Origin of the sequence: Flavobacterium arabinosi, from assembly GCF_048158725.1 — a bacterium.
Classification (GTDB): domain Bacteria; phylum Bacteroidota; class Bacteroidia; order Flavobacteriales; family Flavobacteriaceae; genus Flavobacterium; species Flavobacterium arabinosi.
In genome coordinates this window covers 416,779-436,431 of sequence record NZ_JBLNKX010000003.1, presented here as the reverse complement: position 1 = coordinate 436,431, position 19,653 = coordinate 416,779, and the positions used below count along the sequence as shown (strand labels likewise).

Genomic DNA, 19,653 nt, shown 5'->3' with positions numbered 1-19,653 from the left:
TCTAATCGTAAATAATAAGTTACTTAAAAACGAAAATGATATGATATGATATGATATGTTATTTTATTTTACTCTTTCAATTTCACAAATTAAACTTTAATGAAATTAATCTTTCCAACCCGATTCGAAAGTTTCTTTTAACTTTTTAAGTTGAAATGCGGTTAAAGTTGTGAAAATATAATCCTTTTTTTCATTGTTCTTATTGTAAATAGTTTGCGTTCCAGTATAAACACTCTTACCTTGAATATTTTCAAATATTATAGTGATAGGTGAATTTTTATTTACAGTTTCAATCGTTACAAAGTCATTGTGTTTATGTGGTTTTTCTAATTCATTTATAAGTAATGTTCTATTTTCAAGCGTTAAAGTTGTAATCACATCTTCAATTGCTACACTGACGATTTGAGATTTTTCAGCAATAAATGGTTGTAGTTTCTTTTCAATAGATTGCGGTTTCTTTTCACAGCTAATAAAACTTATTACCGATAATAAAATAATAGTTAATTTTTTCATGTTATTGCTAAGATTTTGATTTATAAAAAACAATAATAAAACATTAAAATTCCTTTAGTTTATGGTTTCCCACATTTAAAGCAAGTTTACCGCTTATTGTCAATATTAATTAATTTAAAAGATTTTTACAATACCCACTTTTAGTGATATTTAAAAAAAAGGCGAACCATAAAGGAACGCCTTTTAAAAATTACAAATTCAAATAATAATCTGCTAAATCATAACCGTTTTCAAAGTCTGTTTGCTCTATCAGGTCGCTAACTGCAATTTTAAAACCTATTGCATTTAATTCTGTTGCTTTGTTTAACCAATTGTTATACTCTCCCTTGTCAGGATACGAAACAATATTTCGTTTTTTAATTGGTTTAAGCATTTCAAATTTAAAATTACCTTTGCTCCCTGTGGCAATCCAAATGTAATGTGGTAACAAAATACTCATTATTATTGCCGTCTTTTCACTCTCAACAATAGCAATCGTTTTTTGATAGTCTTCATTAATACGATGCAAACCAAACAAACATTGATTAAGATTAAATTCAGGTTCTGTGGCTTTGTGTAGCCAGTTTATGTGATTGTAAGGTTCTTTAATTCTTTTTCCTGTAAATCTATCGTATTGCATTATTTTACAAGCGTGAATTTTCTCTTTGTCATCAATTTGCCAAAATGCTGTTGAGTTGTTCCAAAAATGGTTCGTACCTGTAATAAAATAATTTTGCATTGCATCAGTAACCTCATCATTAGAAAACCGTAATTTCAAATATTCGGTTAAATTGTCAATTTGTGGCTTTTCAAAATAAATTTCATTCAATAATTCCAACGAATGAAAATTATATTTTGCCTGTTGAGGTTGTACCGCTTCTTTAACTTCATTTACAAAATTGGATACGGTTGAATAAAAATATTTAACTTCATTTGATGTGTATTGAATGGAACTGTTTTTTAAAAACCACTCAGTAATCCAACAATCATTTTTTGTTTGCTCCAATATCTGTGACTTTGGAATAATATTTATAATTCCGTTTGCATCAGTTATTTTAGTTGCTTTATCTGAAATACTTTTTAATGATAAAATAGGTACTAAATAACATTTATTGCCTTTGGGAGGTGCTTTGTAATAATTACAGTTTTGCTCCCTGTCACACTTCCCGAAGTCATCGGTTAAATAATTCCCTGTATCAGTTTCAATATACTTAACAAATGTTTTCTTGGTGCAATTAGGACAAAGGAATTTTTTGCTTCCCTTGTCCAGTGTGTATTTAAAAACTTCCATTAATTAAAACTTCTATCAGTAGTTATGTAAGCCACATTACCCACATTTAAACGATTTACAAATATTTTATAATGATTAAGTCGTTGTATAAATTTCGTCTTTCCTACGGCTCTATAACCGTCTTCAATACAAAAGGTTTTATACTGCGGATACAATACTGAAATCAAAACATATTCCTTTGTTGACTTTTTATAATCATATTCATTAACGAATAACTGAACACTATCACTTTGCTTTTCGTAATCGCTTCGAGCGTTCTCTATTGCTTCACATTTACTGAAATTCTTTTGTTCCAGTACCCTGTCCAAACCTTGTAAAACCCAGTTGAAAACTCCCGATAATTCGTTTTGTATTATTTTGTTTGGTAGTTGTTTGTCCTGTTTTTCTTCAGGAATTGTTATATCAAAATTAATAATCATAAACCGTCTGAAATATGCGTTTGTATGCTCTACGTCTTTTGGCAATTCATTACAATTGAAAATTAACTTTGCGTATTCATTTAATATAAAAGGTTCTCCATACGGTAAACGTGCTTCAATTGGTTCTCCCGATGCCATTTGTTTAAAAATGTCGGTTTCCAGTTTGCCGTTTATCTCACTTGCATAGTTTACAAGCTTATTACCTATTTTAGCACGAAAATAACCGTTATCATTAGTCAAGCTTTGTAATGAATAGTTGCTTATGTTTTCAGTCCCTAAAAGGGCGTTAAGTATCTCAAAAAATACACTTTTGCCATTTGCTCCAGTACCGTATAAGATTAACATTTTTTCAAGTTTTAAAACACTTGGTTTAATAAAAATGTAACCGCAAAACTCAGCAAATACTTTTTGTTTGTCTTTGTCGGGCAATACCTCATCCAAATACGCTTGAAATAGCGGTGCAGTTGCTTCAGGTTCGTATTCAAAAGGCAATTGGTGAGTAATAAAATCTCTTTGCTCAAAGTTCCGTAAACCTCTTTTAGTGGGTGTTATCTCGAAAGTTCCGTTTTGCAAATTGATTAATACGCAATCTTTTTTTGTGTTTGGTGTTGGCAAATATGCATCAGCCATAAACTGTTTAAATAGTTCCTCTTTGAACGTGTGAATTTTGCCTTTGAATTTTTCAACTCCCATTTGTAAAGCTACATTACCCAAAAAGAATTGAAACCTTTCTTTGTCTATCTCTGTCCAATAACTGCCATTATACAAATAAATAAAACCGTTTTTTTTGCACAATCCCCATTTATTTACAATTGCAATTTTAAGAAGTTGCTCAATACAAAGGATTAAATAATGGTCTTTTTTTAAAGTACATTTACTCAATTCCTTAGCTACTTTCTGCCATTGTTTAAAAACTGCTTTGTAATCATTACTTTGTATATCGGTGTAAATTGGTTCTATGCCATCCGAAATACTACCAAATATTTCAAGTTTTAATTTCGAATCGGTCTCTCTCAATTCCTCAATATTTTGAAAAGCCAATATTTGAAAGTCTATTACTCCGATATTTTTTGAAAGTTCGTGTAAAATGTCATCAGTTGATTTTTGATGCATTTCTAAACCATTAGTAAGCTTTACAATATCTTTTGTAATTAGCTTTTTTAAGTCGTTTACATTGTTGCCTGTATCTTTCATAACACTATTTTTTTAACGGTGTTATGGTAGCCATTAACTCACTTCGCTTGTAATAGCATTTATTCGCAAACTTATAAACGGTAATACGTCCTTTGTTTGTCCAATGCCATAAAGTCGATGCGTTAATTTGTAATAGTTCCAAAACCTGTTCCCTTGTCATCAGGTCATCATTTTCGGTTTGATTGTTTTTAGTGTTTTGAAAGTCTTTGAATTTAGTATCAAATACATTTCCGATTAAGTCCGTCAATTGTTCGGTACTTAGATTTTGAAGTAAGATTGAATTTGTGTTCATTTTTACAATGTTTTTTAAGTTAATAACATTGCAAATATTGGTTTGGAATTGTACCCTAAAAGACTATGTTTTGTACCTTTTTAGGTATGGTTTATACCTTTTTTTTATTAGAGTTTATTAGATTGTAAGTACTCATTCTTTTTACGTTCGATTTTGAGTTTGGATTGGTATATTTGATTTTATCGAAGTTTATATCATACTCTTTATTAATCCAGTCTTGAATATCTACGAAACCAATATGTTTGTGTATAAGATTGTTATATTTCATTACTTGAAACATAAAATCTATGTCGGTTCTTTGGCTCTTTGTTATTTTAAATTCGTTAAACATACTTTGCCAAATTTCAATTGCATTGCCTTTAAAATAATCGTTATGAAGCTCTTTTTTTAACTCTTCCGTTTTATGGATTAGCATTTGTTCAGATTCAATATTTTCATTAAATAAATCTCTTATCTCGCTACATCTAATCCAAATTGTACCAGCATTTAAACTATTAAAAAAAGGTATGCTATCATACTTTTCTATAAATTCTTTTTCATTTATTCTCACTATTTTTTTGCTGATATTAAGAAAATAAAATAAATTACCACTAACACAACCTTTTGAATTCTTTCCATTTATTCCGCTATAATTGTACTCATTAAAATTTAATGGTTGCGGTAAATTATTGTGTTGACTTTTTAAAATTTCAATGTTATCAATTCTTTTGCAAAGTTGAGAAATCTCAGTTTTAGCGAAAACATTTAACTCATTTTCAATAAGAAATTGTTTTAAAGCGTCAATATCAAATAAAGGTTTTTTTGACAATATTAAATAATTTTGTCTTTCTTGTAAAGCAAGAGCAATAGCTATCCTCTGATTGAAAAATTCAATTTCTTTCGCAATTTTTAATATTATATTAGTATCAGAAATCTTGTCTTCTTCTTGTGGCTTTATGATGTAATTATATGTTTTACTTAAATATTCGCTATAAAATTGCATCTGATTTTGTTCAGAAAATGAAAGTTTGTCCACGTCAATTAATAATAAACTTTTTCTTTCAGCTTCAATAAATTTAACTTCAGTTAAAGAAAATCCTTTTTGGGTTTTACAAAAAATAAAATTTTCAGGATTTAAAAGTATTACGTTATTAATTGTATCTAATTTTGAATTAACCTCTGTATTCCCATCTTTTTTTGTAACGCAATCACTTTGAAAATAATACCATATATTTAAATTGTTATTGTAAATTTCATCAATATTACCGCAATCAAAACCAATTCTTGTGAATTTAGCTTTCAAAAATACTTGGTCCAAATCCTTAAACAGTCTATTGGTACTTTGTTTCATTAGAGTAAAAGATTTAGTGTTTGCCTGTGTTGGTGCTAAAGGTGTAAAATATGCACCTAAAATAAAACATTTATTTTTATAGTACTAAAAATAGTTAGTTATTTCCATTGCTAAATCCTTGTTACTTTTACCTAAATAATTTAAAAACATTGCTTCAGTGCTATGCCCTGTAACATTGATTAAATAAGTAGTGGGAATAGTTCCGTAAAAGTTAGTTGCAAATGAACGTCTTCCAATATGCGAGGTTATTAATTCCCATTTAGGATACATTCCCGATTCTTTACGATATTGTTTAACGTCCTCTTTTTTATTTTTCTTTTCGTCTTCCTCTTTATTGAGGTCATTTAATTTACTGCCTTTTATCTTTTTGGTAATTTTGGCAATTCTGCAAACTTGCTTTATGTACAAATTATATTTCGGGTCCGAAATTACCTTTGGGAAGTTACCGCTTCTTTTATCCAGTATCTCAATCACTTTCGGATGCAATGCAACGGTCATAATTTTATCAGTCTTAACTTGAGTAAATTCAATAAACGGCTTTAAAACTCCGTCTTTATTTTTCTCATAACGTATCATATCTTTTGTAAAACGCATAAAATCTGAAATTCTTTGCCCTGTGTAACAACTAATAATTAACCAGTCTTTAGCATTGTCATAATTATCATTTAACCGCCTTTTGTCAATTTCTTCAATCTTTTGAAGTTCCTCAAAGGTTAAATATATTTTTTCTGTTTTATAGTTCGGGGTTTTAATTGTTTCTAATTGGTGGCTTATTTGTATTCCGTTATGTTTTGCGTGATTGCAAACGGTTTTTAAAGTCCTTAAATCTTTTGAAATGGTGTTTAGTGCATAATTATGCTTTAAGCAATATTTTTCAAAATCTAATTTGAATTTATCATTTACATCAATTATTTGAATTGGTGTTTTTTTCTCCAGTTCGTACCGTTGCAATAAGTGTTTAGAAACATTATACTTTTTTAGTGTACCAATTGTAATTTCACTTTTTTTGCACTCAATAAAATAATCAAAGTATTGCAAAAGTCCTTTTGGTAGTGGTTCGGCTTCCTGTGGTGGATTGTAATAATGGTTAATTTGTGTTTGTAACCATTCTTTATTTACTTCATCAGGATTAACAAGATTGAACGCATTTAAAATGAGGTTTTCAATTTTATTGAGTTCAGTATCAACTTGGGTTTGTTTTGCCTTAATATCTTGAATTTTGTTTGATTCAATAACATCATTTGTCTTTTTAAACTTCCTTTGCTTGTGTTGCTCGCTCCAGTAATCTTTTGTGGTTTCAAACTTTGTATTTGCTCCAAAGACAAAATCTTTATCATTGAATCGATAAAGTAATCTTACTTGCAAATTTGCCTTGTCTTTTGTTGAACGGTATAAAAAATTAACTGTTGCCATACTATTGATATTTTGAACAATACAAAAATAATCAATTTGTACGATAACCGTACGATTAACTACAATTAGTTACATTTTAAAGCAATCTGCTACATAAATCTATTTTTTACAAATCTCTGTAAGTATTATGTTTATTGGTATATTTGCAATAATTAAAATGTAATTGATTTAAAATGATTGCAACAATTGTAGTTCAGTCAAGGTCACAAAACTAAAATCCCATTTCTAACGAAATGGGATTTTTTTATGTCTTTTTAAGTATATTCAACAAACTTTGGTTGGATCAGTGCAAAAGTTCAATTGTACGGATGCAAAAACGAACTTATTTTATCAGTACTCTTTTATATTTAGGTATATTTTTTAAGACAGTACCAGTACCTCTAACCACGGCTCTTAAAGGATCTTCTGCAATATAGACTGGCAAATCCGTCTTCAGCGAAATCCTTTTATCAAGACCGCGCAGCATTGCACCTCCTCCTGCGAGATACAAGCCCGTATTATAAATGTCAGCAGCCAGTTCTGGTGGTGTCAATGAAAGCGTTACCATAATAGCGTCTTCGATTCTCTGTATTGATTTATCCAAAGCTCTTGCAATTTCCCTAAAGGTAACTCTGATCTCCTTAGGTTTTCCGGTAAGCAAATCCCTTCCACGAACCGTTATATCATCAGGAGCATTCTCAAGTTCTTCCATTGCAGCGCCAACATCAATTTTTATTCTCTCAGCAGAAGCGTCTCCAACATACAAATTATGCTGCGTTCTCATATAAAACAATATATCATTGGTAAAAACATCCCCAGCAATTTTTATAGATTTGTCACAAACTATTCCTCCAAGGGCAATAACCGCAATTTCCGTAGTCCCTCCTCCAATATCAACAACGATAATTCCTTTGGGTTCCATCACATCTAAACCCATTCCAATAGCAGCAGCCATAGGCTCATGAATTAAATACACTTCTTTCCCGTTTACCCGCTCGCAGGACTCCTTTACCGCTCTCATTTCTACCTCGGTAATACCACTGGGAATACATACAACCATTCGCAGTGCGGGAGTAAAGAAGTTTTTCTTTATTTCAGGTATATTTTTTATAAACCAGCTGATCATTTTCTCTGAAGCATCAAAATCTGCAATAACCCCGTCTTTTAACGGCCGGATTGTTTTAATATTCTCGTGTGTCTTACCCTGCATTAAACTGGCCTCTTTACCTACGGCAATAATTTTCCCGTTTCTAATATCCCTGGCCACCATAGAAGGACTATCCACTACTATTTTTCCATCATAAATTATTAAAGTATTAGCCGTCCCTAAATCCATAGCTATTTCCACTATCATAAAATCAAATAAGCCCATAATATAGTTTTGTTTTTAAAAACGTTATTGTTGCTGTTTTATTCTCTATACAGATGAAAATTCGAATGTCGCAATTAAAGTCCCAATTTCGCTTTACATCGAAGGCGAGTTGATCGCATTAGTGGAAGATAACAATTAGATCGAGATCGATGCACTAAATAATGCGATTAATCTAAATGTATCAACTGAGGTGGTCGAAGAGCGCAGAAAAAGATGAATGATACTTCAAGCAAAAGCCCAGAGTCTGAAGTATGTGTGACAGATGAGGCACGTACGTTCTACTCAATTTTCTCAAATCATCCATAAAAAGGTTCGGAAATTGTCCCGACAGGGTCACAAAACCATCAAAATATACAAGTATATTTTGACGGTCTATAAATATAAAATGTTGAATTTTAGACGTTTGACTAATTATTAATAAGAGATTCTATTTTGTAATTTTTCAGATTGTCATTGGAGTTAAATCAGTATAATTTCATAAATATTACGTAAACAATTAATAATCATTATTTTATAATTTAAGTTGATTTTTTTATATTTGGTTCAACACGTCCTGCCGTGATTAGGTTATGGGGTTCGAATCTTACATACCTCATAAATAAACTCTCCAAAACGAAACTAATTCGATATTGCGAGTAAAGTAAAAACAAAAAAATAATTCCGAATGAAGGTTTGTTTTTTATAATTTTGCTAAATGGAAAGCAAGAATATACGATCGGTTTCAGAGTTCAATAATGAATTAAAGCTAAAGGGGTTTAATGTCTTTCAAATAGAAAGTGATGGTAATGTAACACGCAATTACAGCAGAAAGGATTTTTATAAAATTTGTCTCACTACTGGAAAGAGTATCATTCATTATGCTGACAAAAGTTTTAATGCAGAAGGAACTATTTTGTTTTTTGGCAACCCACACATTCCTTATTCATGGGAGACAATCTCAACAAGCTATGTAGGTTACACTTGCTTGTTTTCAGAAGAGTTTTTAAAATCAGACCGCTCCGAAAGTCTACAAAATTCTTCCCTATTTAAGATTGGAGGGACACCTATTTTGGAAATATCAGAACCGCAACGGGAGTTTTTAAATACACTTTTCCAGAAAATGATAGATGAACAACAAACTGATTATGCTTATAAGGATGATTTAATCCGCAACTATGTTAATTTAATAATTCACGAGGCATTGAAGATGCAACCTTCTGAAAATTATATAAATAGTAATAATGCTCAATCCCGAATTGCATCGGTTTTTTTAGAATTATTGGAAAGACAATTTCCAATTGAAACCAATGAACGACCACTAGAGTTAAAAACGGCACAGGATTATTCTAACGCATTATCTCTTCACGTAAATTATCTTAATCGTGCTGTGAAAGGAGTAACAGGAAAATCAACCACTACTCATATTTCTGAACGTATTATTAGCGAAGCTAAAGCGCTTTTGCAACATACTGATTGGAATATTGCAGAAATAGCTTATGCCCTAGGTTTTGAGTACCCAACTTACTTTAATAACTTTTTCAAGAAAAATACGGGGACAAATCCTAAAAAATTCCGTTTAGATTTGGTTTGAATTTCTTAACTATAGGTTTGATTGTTGTTACCCCACGAACCAAGTTTCAATATAATTTTGTATTGGTAATAAATGCAAAAAAATATGGAAACTACAACTATTTTCACAAGAGAAAAATTAGGCGAAACTATTCAACTTGATGATCCTGAATATCCAAAATTATTTAAGGTTATTCAAAAAGCTATTCGTACTACCGCAAAGCTAAACAATCTTGTTACGGATGATTTACAAGAAGTCAATACTGTTTTTAGTGAACTAATAGGTAAAGAAGTAGATGACACATTTTTTATTATTCCACCTTTCTATACTGATTTTGGAGAAAACATTAACATCGGTAAAAATGTATTTATAAATCACGCCTGCACCTTTATGGACAGAGGTGGTATTACCATTGAAGACAATGTGCTTATTGGCCCAAAAGTAAATCTGATTACAACCAATCATCCAATAAATCCTGCTGAAAGAAGGGCGACAATTTCTCAACCCATAGTTATAAAAAAGGGAGCTTGGATTGGGGTGGGGGCAACGATACTTCCAGGAGTAATTATTGGTAAAAATTCCATTGTGGCTGCAGGAGCAGTAGTTTCTAAAAATGTCCCTGATAACACTATTGTCGGCGGAATTCCTGCCAAATTCATCAAATCAATTACAGAAAATTAATATTTAAATAATCATTAAAATATAAACAAATGAAAAGGCTAGGAATTTTAACAATTGCATCTATTATGTTATTTGGAGGTGCTTCCGCACAGAAAAAAACAAAAGATCAAACCGAAAAAACGACAAAAATGGAACAAATATCACCAAAGGGATATACCATCTTTAGAGTAAACGATAATGTTACCATGTACGATGTTACTTTTAAAAATCAATACAAAATGGATGTTGCAGGACATCTTTTTATACCTAATAATTTAGACCGTAATGCAAAACACGCAGCTATAATCGTTGGACATCCTATGGGAGCTGTCAAAGAGCAAAGTGCTAACGTTTATGCTTCCAATATGGCTGACCGTGGGTTTATTACTTTGTCAATTGACTTATCTTTTTGGGGCGAGAGTGCAGGGGAACCGCGAAATGTGGTAGCACCTGAAATTTATGCCGAAGATTTTAGTGCGGCAGTAGATTTTTTGGGGACACGTCTATTTGTTGACAGAAATAATATTGGAGTCATAGGAGTTTGTGGCAGTGGAAGTTTTGTTATCAGTGCCGCCAAGATCGATCCAAGAATGAAAGCTATAGCAACTGTGAGTATGTATGATATGGGTTCGGCTAGTCGCAATGCACTTAATCATTCTCAAACTCTTGAGCAGAGAAAGAAGATTCAAGAGGAAGCAGTGGAGCAACGTTATATAGAGTTTACTGGTGGAGAAACTAAATATACGGGTGGAACCGTACATAAACTGGACGAAAACACGCATCCTATTCAGCGCGAATTTTATGATTTCTACCGGACACCAAGAGGAGAATATATTCCTAAAGATGGGTCGCCTAAAACTACAACTCACCCAACTTTAAGCAGTAATACAAAATTTAATAATTTTTATCCTTTTAATGATATAGAAACAATTTCACCTCGTCCTTTGCTTTTAATCACCGGAGATAAAGCTCACTCAAAAGAGTTTAGTGAGGATGCTTACAAACGCGCTGCAGAACCTAAAGAAATGTATTATGTTCCAAATGCAGGTCACGTGGATTTATATGACAAAACCGATTTAATTCCATTTGATAAGTTGGATATATTCTTTAAAAAATATTTACAGTAATTTATTAGATAGGGACAGTTTAATATTGTTTTCCATTCTATTAAAAAACGGTAGATTTAAAATGAAATTCAAATGAAAAATAACAATGAATAGGCTTCCAGAAGAAAATTTATTCAGTAGACTGGTTTAGTGAGTACTAACATAATACTGATAAATCCTTTTCAAATCTTTTCACAAACAAATACTCTACTAAACATTAGCAAGAATCTAAAATCAAGAGGCAACAGATGTTGTTTTTTTATGTTTTCTATCGAAAAGTGTACTGAAATCAAGAATTATATTTAATGTAATGATTAGAAGTCAAAGTGAAGTAATTTAAAAATATAAAGATTATTATTCCCTACTATTACTTTTCATTTTGCGATTATAAATCCATCGATGTTCTAGAGAATATTCTTCTATCAAATTAAAAATGGCAGATTAAGATGCTATTTTTTTTCTTTCTTTTTTTAGAAACCCTAAAACTGAAAATTTTTTATATAACAATAAGAAAAAACTATGAAAGAATTATTTTATTTCTAAAAATCGTCATACATTTGCCTAACGGTGTTAAACAATTTAATACTCTATCAAAATGGCAAGCAAAGATCGAATTTTAAGACAAAAAGAAGAAACAAGAAAAAACATTCTGGATGCTGCCTATGCTATTGTAAAAGAAGATGGTTGGCAAGGTCTTAGTATGAGAAAAATTGCGGATAAAATAGAATACACTGCTCCAATTATCTATGAATACTTTTCTAATAAAGAAGCTATATTACAAGAATTAACTGGTAGAGGTTTTATTAAATTAGCAATCGAACTAGAAAAAGCAAGAAACAAACACGAAAATCCAGAAGAACAACTTGAAGCTATGTGGATGGCCTATTGGGATTTTGCATTTACCGATACCGAAATGTATCAGGTAATGTTTGGAGTACAGATGAGTTGTTGCTCTGAGCGATGTTCTGCTGCCGAAGCTCCTTATAAACTATTTGTTGCTGTTATTGCCGAAATAATGAAAGATAGAAATCCATCTGAAGAAGTAATAAAACAAAAGTATTTTACTTTTTTTTCCGTTATTCACGGTCTAATTTCTATTAATATCATTAATAAAAGTGAAATATTAGAAACAATCAATACCCAAATTTTAAAAGATGCCATTGGCGGAATCATAAAATCAATACAATAAAAAAAATTTAATTTTTACTTAACAGTGATAAATAATTTAATGCAGTAATTTGAAATCACAAAAAAAATGTTTTTTTTGCCTTTTTACTTAACACTGATAAATAATTTAATACCAATTATATGACTTACTATTGTAAGAAACAATTATATGCTTTTCATACCAATTCACTTAACGATGTTAGAAAATTTAATATAGATAAACATGAATCAAAATAATACAAAACCCAATCCGAATTTAAATAAATCAAATGTTCAACAAATTAAAATCAATACTAAAATGAAAAATGTAATCATAACCAGTATCATTCTTGCCTTAGTTGTAATAGGATGCGCAGATAAGACTCAGGCACCAATTGCCGCTGCCCCATTACTACCAGTTCTTGCAATTAAAAATACAAATGCTATTACAGATGCCGAGTATCCTGCTTCAATACAAGGAACGGTTGATGTAGAAATCCGCCCACAAGTAAGTGGTAATCTTGACAAAGTTTTTATTGATGAAGGTGCTTACGTTTCAAAAGGGCAATCTTTATTCAAAATAAACGAACGTCCTTTCCGCGAACAATTAAACAATGCGCTTGCCAATCTTCATGGTGCCCAAGCTGCGTTGCTTAATGCGCAATTAGAAATTGATAAACTTACCCCTCTTGTACAAAACAAAGTAGTTTCAGACTATCAATTAAAAACGGCAAAAGCTTCTCACAGAATTGCTGCTTCAAATATTGAGCAAGCCAAAGCAATGGTCGAATCTGCAAAAATAAATTTGAGTTACACCACAATTACAGCTCCCGTAAGCGGTTACATTGGAAGACTTCCAAAAAAACAAGGGAGTTTAGTTTCTGCATCTGATATTGAACCATTGACAAAACTTTCGGATGTTCATGAAGTATATGCTTATTTCTCACTAGGAGAAACCGATTTCATCAACTTTAAAGCACAATATTCCGGAAATACAATTGGTGATAAAATCAAAAAACTACCTCCCGTTTCTTTAATATTAGCCGATGGTAACGCTTATTCTCAACTTGGAAAAATTGATATGGTCGACGGTCAATTCGACAAAAATACCGGAGCCATTACTTTGAGAGCCACTTTCCCAAATAAAAACGGCACTTTACGCTCTGGAAATACAGGAAAAATTCGTTTAGGTATTCAACATGACGATGCCATTTTGGTTCCTCAATCGGCCACAATAGAAATGCAGGATAAAGTTTTCGTCTTTACGCTAAACAAAGGAAACAAGGTGAGCAAAATGCCAATCACGGTTATCGGTAAAAGCGGTACAAACTATCTTATCAAAGACGGTGTTAAATCTGGTGACCAAATCGTATTAAGCGGTATAGACAAGCTCCAGGAAGGACAAGTGATACAACCTGAAAAAGCAAAAATAGAAGTTGCCCAATTAATTAACAAAAAATAATTTTACGAAAATGTTCAAAATATTTATACAAAGACCTGTACTGGCTACCGTTATCTCCATATTATTGGTGATATTGGGTATACTTGGACTCACAAAACTACCGTTACAACAGTTTCCTGATATTGCACCTCCATCGGTTTTGGTAACGGCAGTTTATCCAGGAGCAAACGCAGAAACGGTTTTGCGTTCGGTAGCACCATCACTGGAAGAATCTATAAACGGTGTGGAAAACATGACTTACATGAGCTCAACTGCCAGTAACGACGGTACGCTAGCTATTACGGTTTTCTTTAAACTGGGTACAAATGCAGATCAAGCAGCCGTTAACGTTCAAAATAGGGTGGCGCAAGCAACAAGTCAGTTGCCTGCTGAGGTGGTTCAGCAAGGTGTAACTACCGCAAAGCAACAAAATAGTTTTATTATGGCAATCGGTATGTACACCGAGGATGAATCGAAATACGACCAGACTTTTGTTGCCAATTATGCTCAAATTAATATTATTCCTGAAATCAAACGTATTCCGGGTGTGGGTTCTGCCAGTATTTTTGGTGGTGTAAAAGATTATTCGATGCGTGTTTGGTTAAATCCAGCACAAATGTCTACGCATCAGGTTACACCAAATGAAGTAATGGCCGCTATCCAGGATAAAAGTTTGGAGGCCGCTCCGGGTAAATTTGGAGAAAGAAGCACAGAAGTTTTTGAATACGTGATCAAATACAAAGGCAAATTAACCAAACCCGAAGAATATCAAAATATTGCCATACGTGCTAATGCCGATGGTTCAATCCTTCGTTTAAAAGATGTTGCCAGAGTCGAACTTGGCGCTTATTCTTACAACAGTTTAACACGTTTGAATGGCAAAAAAGGGGTTGTAATCGGAATCATTCAGTTAGCGGGTTCCAACTCCAATGATATTCAGGTTGCGATTAATAAACTGATGGTAAAATCCGCAAAAAACTTCCCAGCGGGAATCAAACACAATATTTTCTACAGTACAAAAGTTTCCTTGGACCAATCGATTGATCAGGTTAAACATACTTTGATAGAGGCTTTTATATTGGTTTTCATTGTTGTATTTATCTTCTTGCAGGATTTTAGATCGACATTAATTCCTGCCATTGCAGTTCCTGTAGCTATTTTGGGTACCTTTTTCTTCATGCAGTTATTCGGATTTTCGATCAATCTTTTGACCTTGTTTGCTTTAATCTTAGCAATTGGTATTGTGGTCGATGATGCAATTGTTGTTGTCGAGGCCGTGCATGCAAAAATGGAACACAAACATCTGTCGCCAAAAATCGCGACACATGAAGCGATGCACGAAATTACCGGAGCTATTATTTCGATTACTTTAGTTATGGCAGCGGTATTTTTACCTGTTGGTTTTATGGAAGGTTCTACAGGGGTTTTCTATCGTCAATTTGCCTTTACTATGGCGATTGCGATTGTAATATCAGCCGTTAATGCGTTAACTTTAAGTCCTGCCCTAGCCGCTTTATTCTTAAAAGACAATCACGCTGCAGATGGAGCAAATCCAGCAGTTAAAAAAGGATTTAAAGAGAAGTTCTTCAACGGATTCAACAGCAGTTTTACTTCCTTAACCGACCGTTATATTGGTGGTTTGAAATTTTTGATTCGCCATAAATGGGTCAGTTTGGGTGGTCTAGCCTTAATTACTTTGGCAACAATTTTAATGGTAAAAACGACTCCTTCAGGATTTATACCTACCGAAGATCAAGGTTTTGTTGCAATTGCGGTTAACACACCATCAGGAACATCTTTGGATGGAACTCAAAAAGTAATGACTGAGGCAGAAAACATTCTAAGTAAATTAGATGCATCAAGAGACGTTACCGCAATTTCGGGCTTCAATTTATTAACGAACTCGACAAGTCCATCTTCGGCAGTAGTTTTTGTTTTGCTTAAGCCAAATGAAGAGCGTGGAGACATCAAAAATATCGATGAAATAATGAATCAGGTTCGTGGAAAATTGGGTGCCATTTCGGGTGGTAGTTTCTTCGTATTCAGTTTCCCAACCGTTCCTGGTTTCAGTAACGTGGAAGCTTTGGATTTAGTACTTCAGGATAAAACGGGTGGCAAACTGGATAAATTCAGTGGAATTTCACAAAATTTTATTGGAGAATTAATGAAGCGTCCTGAAATTGCAGTAGCCTTTACCAGTTTCAAAGCCGATTATCCGCAACTACAACTGGATATTGATGATGCAAAAGCAGATCAATTGGGTGTGAATGTGAAAGATATTCTGCAAACTATGCAGGCTTATTTTGGTAGCGCCCAGGCATCTGATTTTAATCGTTTTGGTAAATATTACAGGGTAATTGTTCAAGCAGATATTGCTGATAGAGCTGACCCGTCATCAATTGACCGCGTTTTTGTAAAAAACAAAACAGGCGAAATGGTACCCATCAATACTTTGGTAAAACTGACTCGTATTTATGGTTCAGAAACGGCATCGAGATATAATTTATTCAATTCAATTTCGATTAATGCGATTCCAAAACCTGGTTTTAGTTCCGGAGATGCCATCAAAGCGATCGAGGAAGTTGCAGCACAACAATTACCTGCAGGTTATAGCTATGAATTTTCAGGACAAACGCGTGAAGAGATTTCTTCTGGGGGACAATCGGCAACAATTTTCCTATTGTGTCTAATTTTCATTTACTTCCTGCTTGCAGCACAGTATGAAAGTTACATTTTGCCTTTAGCGGTAATCTTCTCTATCCCAGCAGGAATATTTGGTGTATTTGTAGCCATCGGCTTGACCGGTATAGAAAACAACATTTACGTGCAAGTTGCTCTTGTGATGTTGATTGGATTACTGGCAAAAAATGCCATTCTTATTGTGGAGTTTGCCTTGCAGAGAAGAAAATCAGGCCAGGCATTAGTTAGAGCATCTATAGAAGCCGCAAAACTAAGATTACGTCCCATTATCATGACATCATTGGCTTTTGTAGTAGGATTAATCCCGATGATGACTGCTACAGGACCGTCTGCAATGGGTAATCATTCTATTAGTATTGGTGCCGCCGGTGGAATGATTTCAGGAGTAATTCTTGGGTTGTTAATCATCCCGGTTTTATTTATCGTATTCCAACATTTACAAGAAAAGGTTTCTGGAAAACCAGTAGCCGTAATTCATAACGAAGAAAAAGAAATATAAAATGGAAAATTATATAACCACAATTCTGATGATAATTTTTGTTGTCATCACATTAATATCATTTAAAGTTTCAAAGGCTCTTGAAACTTCAGAAGATTCCTGTCCAGAAAAATAAAGAAAAATAAAAAAATGAAAAATTATATAACCAAATCTGTTGCGATAGTACTTTTTATCACAACATTCATATCCTGTAAAGTTTCAAAGGATATTGAAGTTCCTAAAGATGCATTTCCTGAAAATTTCAGGAATGTATCAACTTCTAATGATACTACAAGTATTGCTGATCTGGAATGGAAAAATTTCTTTACGGAGAAAGACATCATAAAACTGATAGACAGTGCTATTGCAAAAAATAATGATTTGCAGATTGCATCTAAAAATATTGAAATCGCACAATATCGATTAACTCAGGCAAGGTGGGGAAATATTCCTGAAGCATCACTTTTTGTTAACATGAGTACGAATCGTCCTTCCGAAAATAGCTTCAACGGAATTAACCTGAATCAGTTTTTAAATCAAAATCACATTGAAGATTACTCGGCTGGTATTGGACTTTCATGGGAAGCAGACATCTGGGGTAAAATCCGCAGTCAGAAAAAAGGAGCTTTCACAGGATATCTTCAGTCAGAAGAAGTAAAAAAAGCATTGCAAACCACTATCGTTTCCACAATTTCAAAAGGCTACTATAATCTTTTAATGCTAGATTCCCAATTAGAAATTGCCAGAAAAAATCTAAAACTAAACGATAGCACAACCTTTATAATTAAATTAAAGTATGATGCCGGTCAAGTTACTTCTTTGGCCATACAACAATCGGAAGCACAAAAATTAATTGCGGCACAATTGATTCCTTTATTGGAACAAAATATTGCCATTCAGGAAAATGCTTTAAGTGTATTGACAGGCTCGTTTCCAAGTTCGAAAGAAAGAACACTTACCCTAAATGCAATTCAGCTTAACAATAATTTAAAAGTAGGAATTCCATCTTCATTAGTGAGCCGAAGACCTGATGTGAAAAGCGCCGAATTGGCTTTGGCAACAGCCAATGCAAATGTCGGAATTACAAAAGCAAATTTATATCCAGCATTAAAAATTACGGCAAGCGGCGGTTTGAATTCTTTTGAAACAAGCAATTGGTTTAACATTCCTGCTTCATTATTTGGAACTGCACTTAGTGGATTAACACAACCGCTACTGAACAGTAAAAAGATAAGAACCCAATACAATATTGCTAAATTAGAAAGAGAAAAAACGGTACTGAATTTTAGACAATCTGTTCTGGTCGCTGTTAGCGAAGTATCCGATGCTTTAGTAAAAATTGAAAAGCTGGAAAGACAACATTTTTTCCTGCAGGAACGTGTAAAAATATTGCAACAAGCAATAAAAAATTCGAATATGTTATTTAAAACCGGAATGGCCGATTATCTTGAAGTAATAACAGCGCAAGCTAATATATTGCAAAGTGAGTTGGAATTAGCCAATATCAAGCGGGAACAATTAATCGCAAATATCGAATTGTATCGATCATTAGGCGGAGGTTGGAAATAAGCTTTTTTTTAAATAATAGCATCCAATTCACTGGTAAAACATTTACAACACGGAACAAAATAATTAAATTTAATCTATAAAACATTATGAATACAAACAGTTTATTTGCGCCTTTCAACTTGAAGACGCTAAATCTTAAAAACAGAATTGTAATGGCGCCTATGACGCGCTCTTTCTCTCCAAATGGAGTACCTACTGATGAAGTAGCAGCTTATTATCAAAAAAGAGCTGAAGGGGAAGTAGGTTTGATATTATCTGAAGGAACTGTAATTAATAGACCTTCTTCATCAAATGATCCCAATGTACCTCACTTTTATGGCGATAAATCCTTGACAGGATGGAAACAAGTAATTGATAGCGTTCACTCAGCAGGCGGACAGATGGGGCCACAAATATGGCACATGGGAATTATGGACAATCATCACTCAGGCTGGGTGCCACCAGTACCTTTTGAAGGGCCATCAGGATTAAACAGACCTAGTTTTAATAATGGTACCACCATGACTACCAATGATATTGAAAATACCATTATAGCTTTTGGAAAAGCAGCAGCGGATGCCAAAAGATTAGGTTTTGACTGCATAGAAATACACGGGGCTCACGATTATTTGATAGATCAATTTTTCTGGGAGGCAACAAATCAGCGTACCGATAATTACGGTGGTAAAACCTTGGCTGAACGTACTCGTTTTGCTGTAGATGTGATTAAAGAAATCAGAAAACAAGTAGGCGAAGATTTTGCAGTGATTATGAGACTTTCTCAATTCAAACCATCAGATTACACTCTCAAAATGGCAAAAACGCCTCAAGAAATGGAAGCTTGGTTAAGTCCTTTGATTGATGCTGGAGTTGATATTTTACATTGTTCACAACGCCGTTTTTGGGAACCAGAATTTGAAGACAATGATCTTAATTTTGCAGGATGGGCTAAGAAACTGACAGGAAAACCAACTATTACAGTAGGTTCTGTTGGGCTTTCTGGAGATTTCTTTGGAGCTTTTGCGGGCGAAAGTTCACAACCTACGTCTTTGGATGAATTAACAAGACGTTTAGATCGAGGCGATTTTGACCTCGTGGCTGTCGGAAGACCACTTTTATCAGATCCGAACTGGGTTGCCAAAATAAAAGCAGGAAAAAATGACCAACTTAAAGGCTTTAGCAAAGAAGCTCTAAGTGAATTAGTATTGGAATAAAACTTAAAAACCAAATGATTTTCACAAGA

15 protein-coding genes are annotated in these 19,653 nt (G+C 33.2%); 8 read left to right on the top strand and 7 right to left on the bottom strand.

The window, feature by feature from the left end; translation table 11 throughout:
* Positions 1-105: 105 nt before the first annotated feature.
* The 7 genes from ACM55K_RS08540 to ACM55K_RS08510 form a co-directional block, all read right to left on the bottom strand.
* On the bottom strand, positions 106-513 hold the full coding sequence (locus ACM55K_RS08540) for a hypothetical protein (RefSeq protein ID WP_416849819.1): 408 nt from the start codon (positions 511-513) through the stop codon (positions 106-108).
* A gap of 190 nt (positions 514-703) precedes the next feature.
* Entirely contained in the window at positions 704-1,783 is a 1,080-nt protein-coding gene (locus ACM55K_RS08535) for a DUF6371 domain-containing protein (RefSeq protein ID WP_416849818.1), read from the bottom strand.
* Positions 1,783-3,396: a DNA primase family protein gene (locus ACM55K_RS08530; protein WP_416849817.1), complete on the bottom strand. Its 1,614-nt coding sequence runs from the start codon at positions 3,394-3,396 to the stop codon at positions 1,783-1,785. Before ACM55K_RS08530 ends, ACM55K_RS08535 begins: the two co-directional genes overlap by 1 nt.
* A gap of 4 nt (positions 3,397-3,400) precedes the next feature.
* On the bottom strand, positions 3,401-3,688 hold the full coding sequence (locus ACM55K_RS08525; RefSeq protein ID WP_416849816.1) for a helix-turn-helix domain-containing protein: 288 nt from the start codon (positions 3,686-3,688) through the stop codon (positions 3,401-3,403).
* A gap of 91 nt (positions 3,689-3,779) precedes the next feature.
* Positions 3,780-5,018, bottom strand: coding sequence for a hypothetical protein (locus ACM55K_RS08520; RefSeq protein ID WP_416849815.1), 1,239 nt, complete (start codon positions 5,016-5,018; stop codon positions 3,780-3,782).
* Positions 5,019-5,102: 84 nt separating this feature from the next.
* Positions 5,103-6,431, bottom strand: coding sequence for a phage integrase SAM-like domain-containing protein (locus ACM55K_RS08515; RefSeq protein ID WP_416849814.1), 1,329 nt, complete (start codon positions 6,429-6,431; stop codon positions 5,103-5,105).
* Between the two features lie 322 nt (positions 6,432-6,753).
* The gene (locus ACM55K_RS08510; protein WP_416849813.1) at positions 6,754-7,782 is read right to left on the bottom strand and encodes a rod shape-determining protein; all 1,029 of its coding nucleotides are present in this window, start codon (positions 7,780-7,782) and stop codon (positions 6,754-6,756) included.
* Between the two features lie 694 nt (positions 7,783-8,476).
* Here ACM55K_RS08510 and ACM55K_RS08505 point away from each other — a divergent pair.
* The 8 genes from ACM55K_RS08505 to ACM55K_RS08470 all read left to right on the top strand — a co-directional run bounded on the left by ACM55K_RS08505 (position 8,477) and on the right by ACM55K_RS08470 (position 19,624).
* The gene (locus ACM55K_RS08505) at positions 8,477-9,352 is read left to right on the top strand and encodes a helix-turn-helix domain-containing protein (protein ID WP_416849812.1); all 876 of its coding nucleotides are present in this window, start codon (positions 8,477-8,479) and stop codon (positions 9,350-9,352) included.
* A gap of 84 nt (positions 9,353-9,436) precedes the next feature.
* Entirely contained in the window at positions 9,437-10,012 is a 576-nt protein-coding gene (locus ACM55K_RS08500) for a sugar O-acetyltransferase (protein ID WP_416849811.1), read from the top strand.
* Between the two features lie 29 nt (positions 10,013-10,041).
* Positions 10,042-11,118, top strand: coding sequence for an alpha/beta hydrolase (locus ACM55K_RS08495; RefSeq protein WP_416849810.1), 1,077 nt, complete (start codon positions 10,042-10,044; stop codon positions 11,116-11,118).
* A 574-nt stretch (positions 11,119-11,692) separates the two neighbouring features.
* Entirely contained in the window at positions 11,693-12,286 is a 594-nt protein-coding gene (locus tag ACM55K_RS08490; protein WP_416849809.1) for a TetR/AcrR family transcriptional regulator, read from the top strand.
* A 201-nt stretch (positions 12,287-12,487) separates the two neighbouring features.
* Complete coding sequence (locus tag ACM55K_RS08485; RefSeq protein WP_416849808.1) at positions 12,488-13,705, top strand: efflux RND transporter periplasmic adaptor subunit; 1,218 nt, start codon at positions 12,488-12,490, stop codon at positions 13,703-13,705.
* A 10-nt stretch (positions 13,706-13,715) separates the two neighbouring features.
* The gene (locus ACM55K_RS08480; RefSeq protein ID WP_416849807.1) at positions 13,716-16,883 is read left to right on the top strand and encodes an efflux RND transporter permease subunit; all 3,168 of its coding nucleotides are present in this window, start codon (positions 13,716-13,718) and stop codon (positions 16,881-16,883) included.
* A gap of 129 nt (positions 16,884-17,012) precedes the next feature.
* Positions 17,013-18,431, top strand: a complete 1,419-nt coding sequence (locus tag ACM55K_RS08475) for a TolC family protein (RefSeq protein ID WP_416849806.1) — start codon at positions 17,013-17,015, stop codon at positions 18,429-18,431.
* An 86-nt stretch (positions 18,432-18,517) separates the two neighbouring features.
* Positions 18,518-19,624, top strand: a complete 1,107-nt coding sequence (locus ACM55K_RS08470) for an NADH:flavin oxidoreductase (RefSeq protein ID WP_416849805.1) — start codon at positions 18,518-18,520, stop codon at positions 19,622-19,624.
* The last annotated feature ends 29 nt before the right edge of the window (positions 19,625-19,653 follow it).

Excerpts from the sequence above, each read along its gene's own strand:
- ACM55K_RS08540 (WP_416849819.1), bottom strand. The coding sequence starts at position 513 with ATGAAAAAATTAACTATTATTTTATTATCGGTAATAAGTTTTATTAGC.
- ACM55K_RS08535 (WP_416849818.1), bottom strand. The coding sequence starts at position 1,783 with ATGGAAGTTTTTAAATACACACTGGACAAGGGAAGCAAAAAATTCCTT.
- ACM55K_RS08530 (WP_416849817.1), bottom strand. The coding sequence starts at position 3,396 with ATGAAAGATACAGGCAACAATGTAAACGACTTAAAAAAGCTAATTACA.
- ACM55K_RS08525 (WP_416849816.1), bottom strand. The coding sequence starts at position 3,688 with ATGAACACAAATTCAATCTTACTTCAAAATCTAAGTACCGAACAATTG.
- ACM55K_RS08520 (WP_416849815.1), bottom strand. The coding sequence starts at position 5,018 with ATGAAACAAAGTACCAATAGACTGTTTAAGGATTTGGACCAAGTATTT.
- ACM55K_RS08515 (WP_416849814.1), bottom strand. The coding sequence starts at position 6,431 with ATGGCAACAGTTAATTTTTTATACCGTTCAACAAAAGACAAGGCAAAT.
- ACM55K_RS08510 (WP_416849813.1), bottom strand. The coding sequence starts at position 7,782 with ATGGGCTTATTTGATTTTATGATAGTGGAAATAGCTATGGATTTAGGG.
- ACM55K_RS08505 (WP_416849812.1), top strand. The coding sequence starts at position 8,477 with ATGGAAAGCAAGAATATACGATCGGTTTCAGAGTTCAATAATGAATTA.
- ACM55K_RS08500 (WP_416849811.1), top strand. The coding sequence starts at position 9,437 with ATGGAAACTACAACTATTTTCACAAGAGAAAAATTAGGCGAAACTATT.
- ACM55K_RS08495 (WP_416849810.1), top strand. The coding sequence starts at position 10,042 with ATGAAAAGGCTAGGAATTTTAACAATTGCATCTATTATGTTATTTGGA.
- ACM55K_RS08490 (WP_416849809.1), top strand. The coding sequence starts at position 11,693 with ATGGCAAGCAAAGATCGAATTTTAAGACAAAAAGAAGAAACAAGAAAA.
- ACM55K_RS08485 (WP_416849808.1), top strand. The coding sequence starts at position 12,488 with ATGAATCAAAATAATACAAAACCCAATCCGAATTTAAATAAATCAAAT.
- ACM55K_RS08480 (WP_416849807.1), top strand. The coding sequence starts at position 13,716 with ATGTTCAAAATATTTATACAAAGACCTGTACTGGCTACCGTTATCTCC.
- ACM55K_RS08475 (WP_416849806.1), top strand. The coding sequence starts at position 17,013 with ATGAAAAATTATATAACCAAATCTGTTGCGATAGTACTTTTTATCACA.
- ACM55K_RS08470 (WP_416849805.1), top strand. The coding sequence starts at position 18,518 with ATGAATACAAACAGTTTATTTGCGCCTTTCAACTTGAAGACGCTAAAT.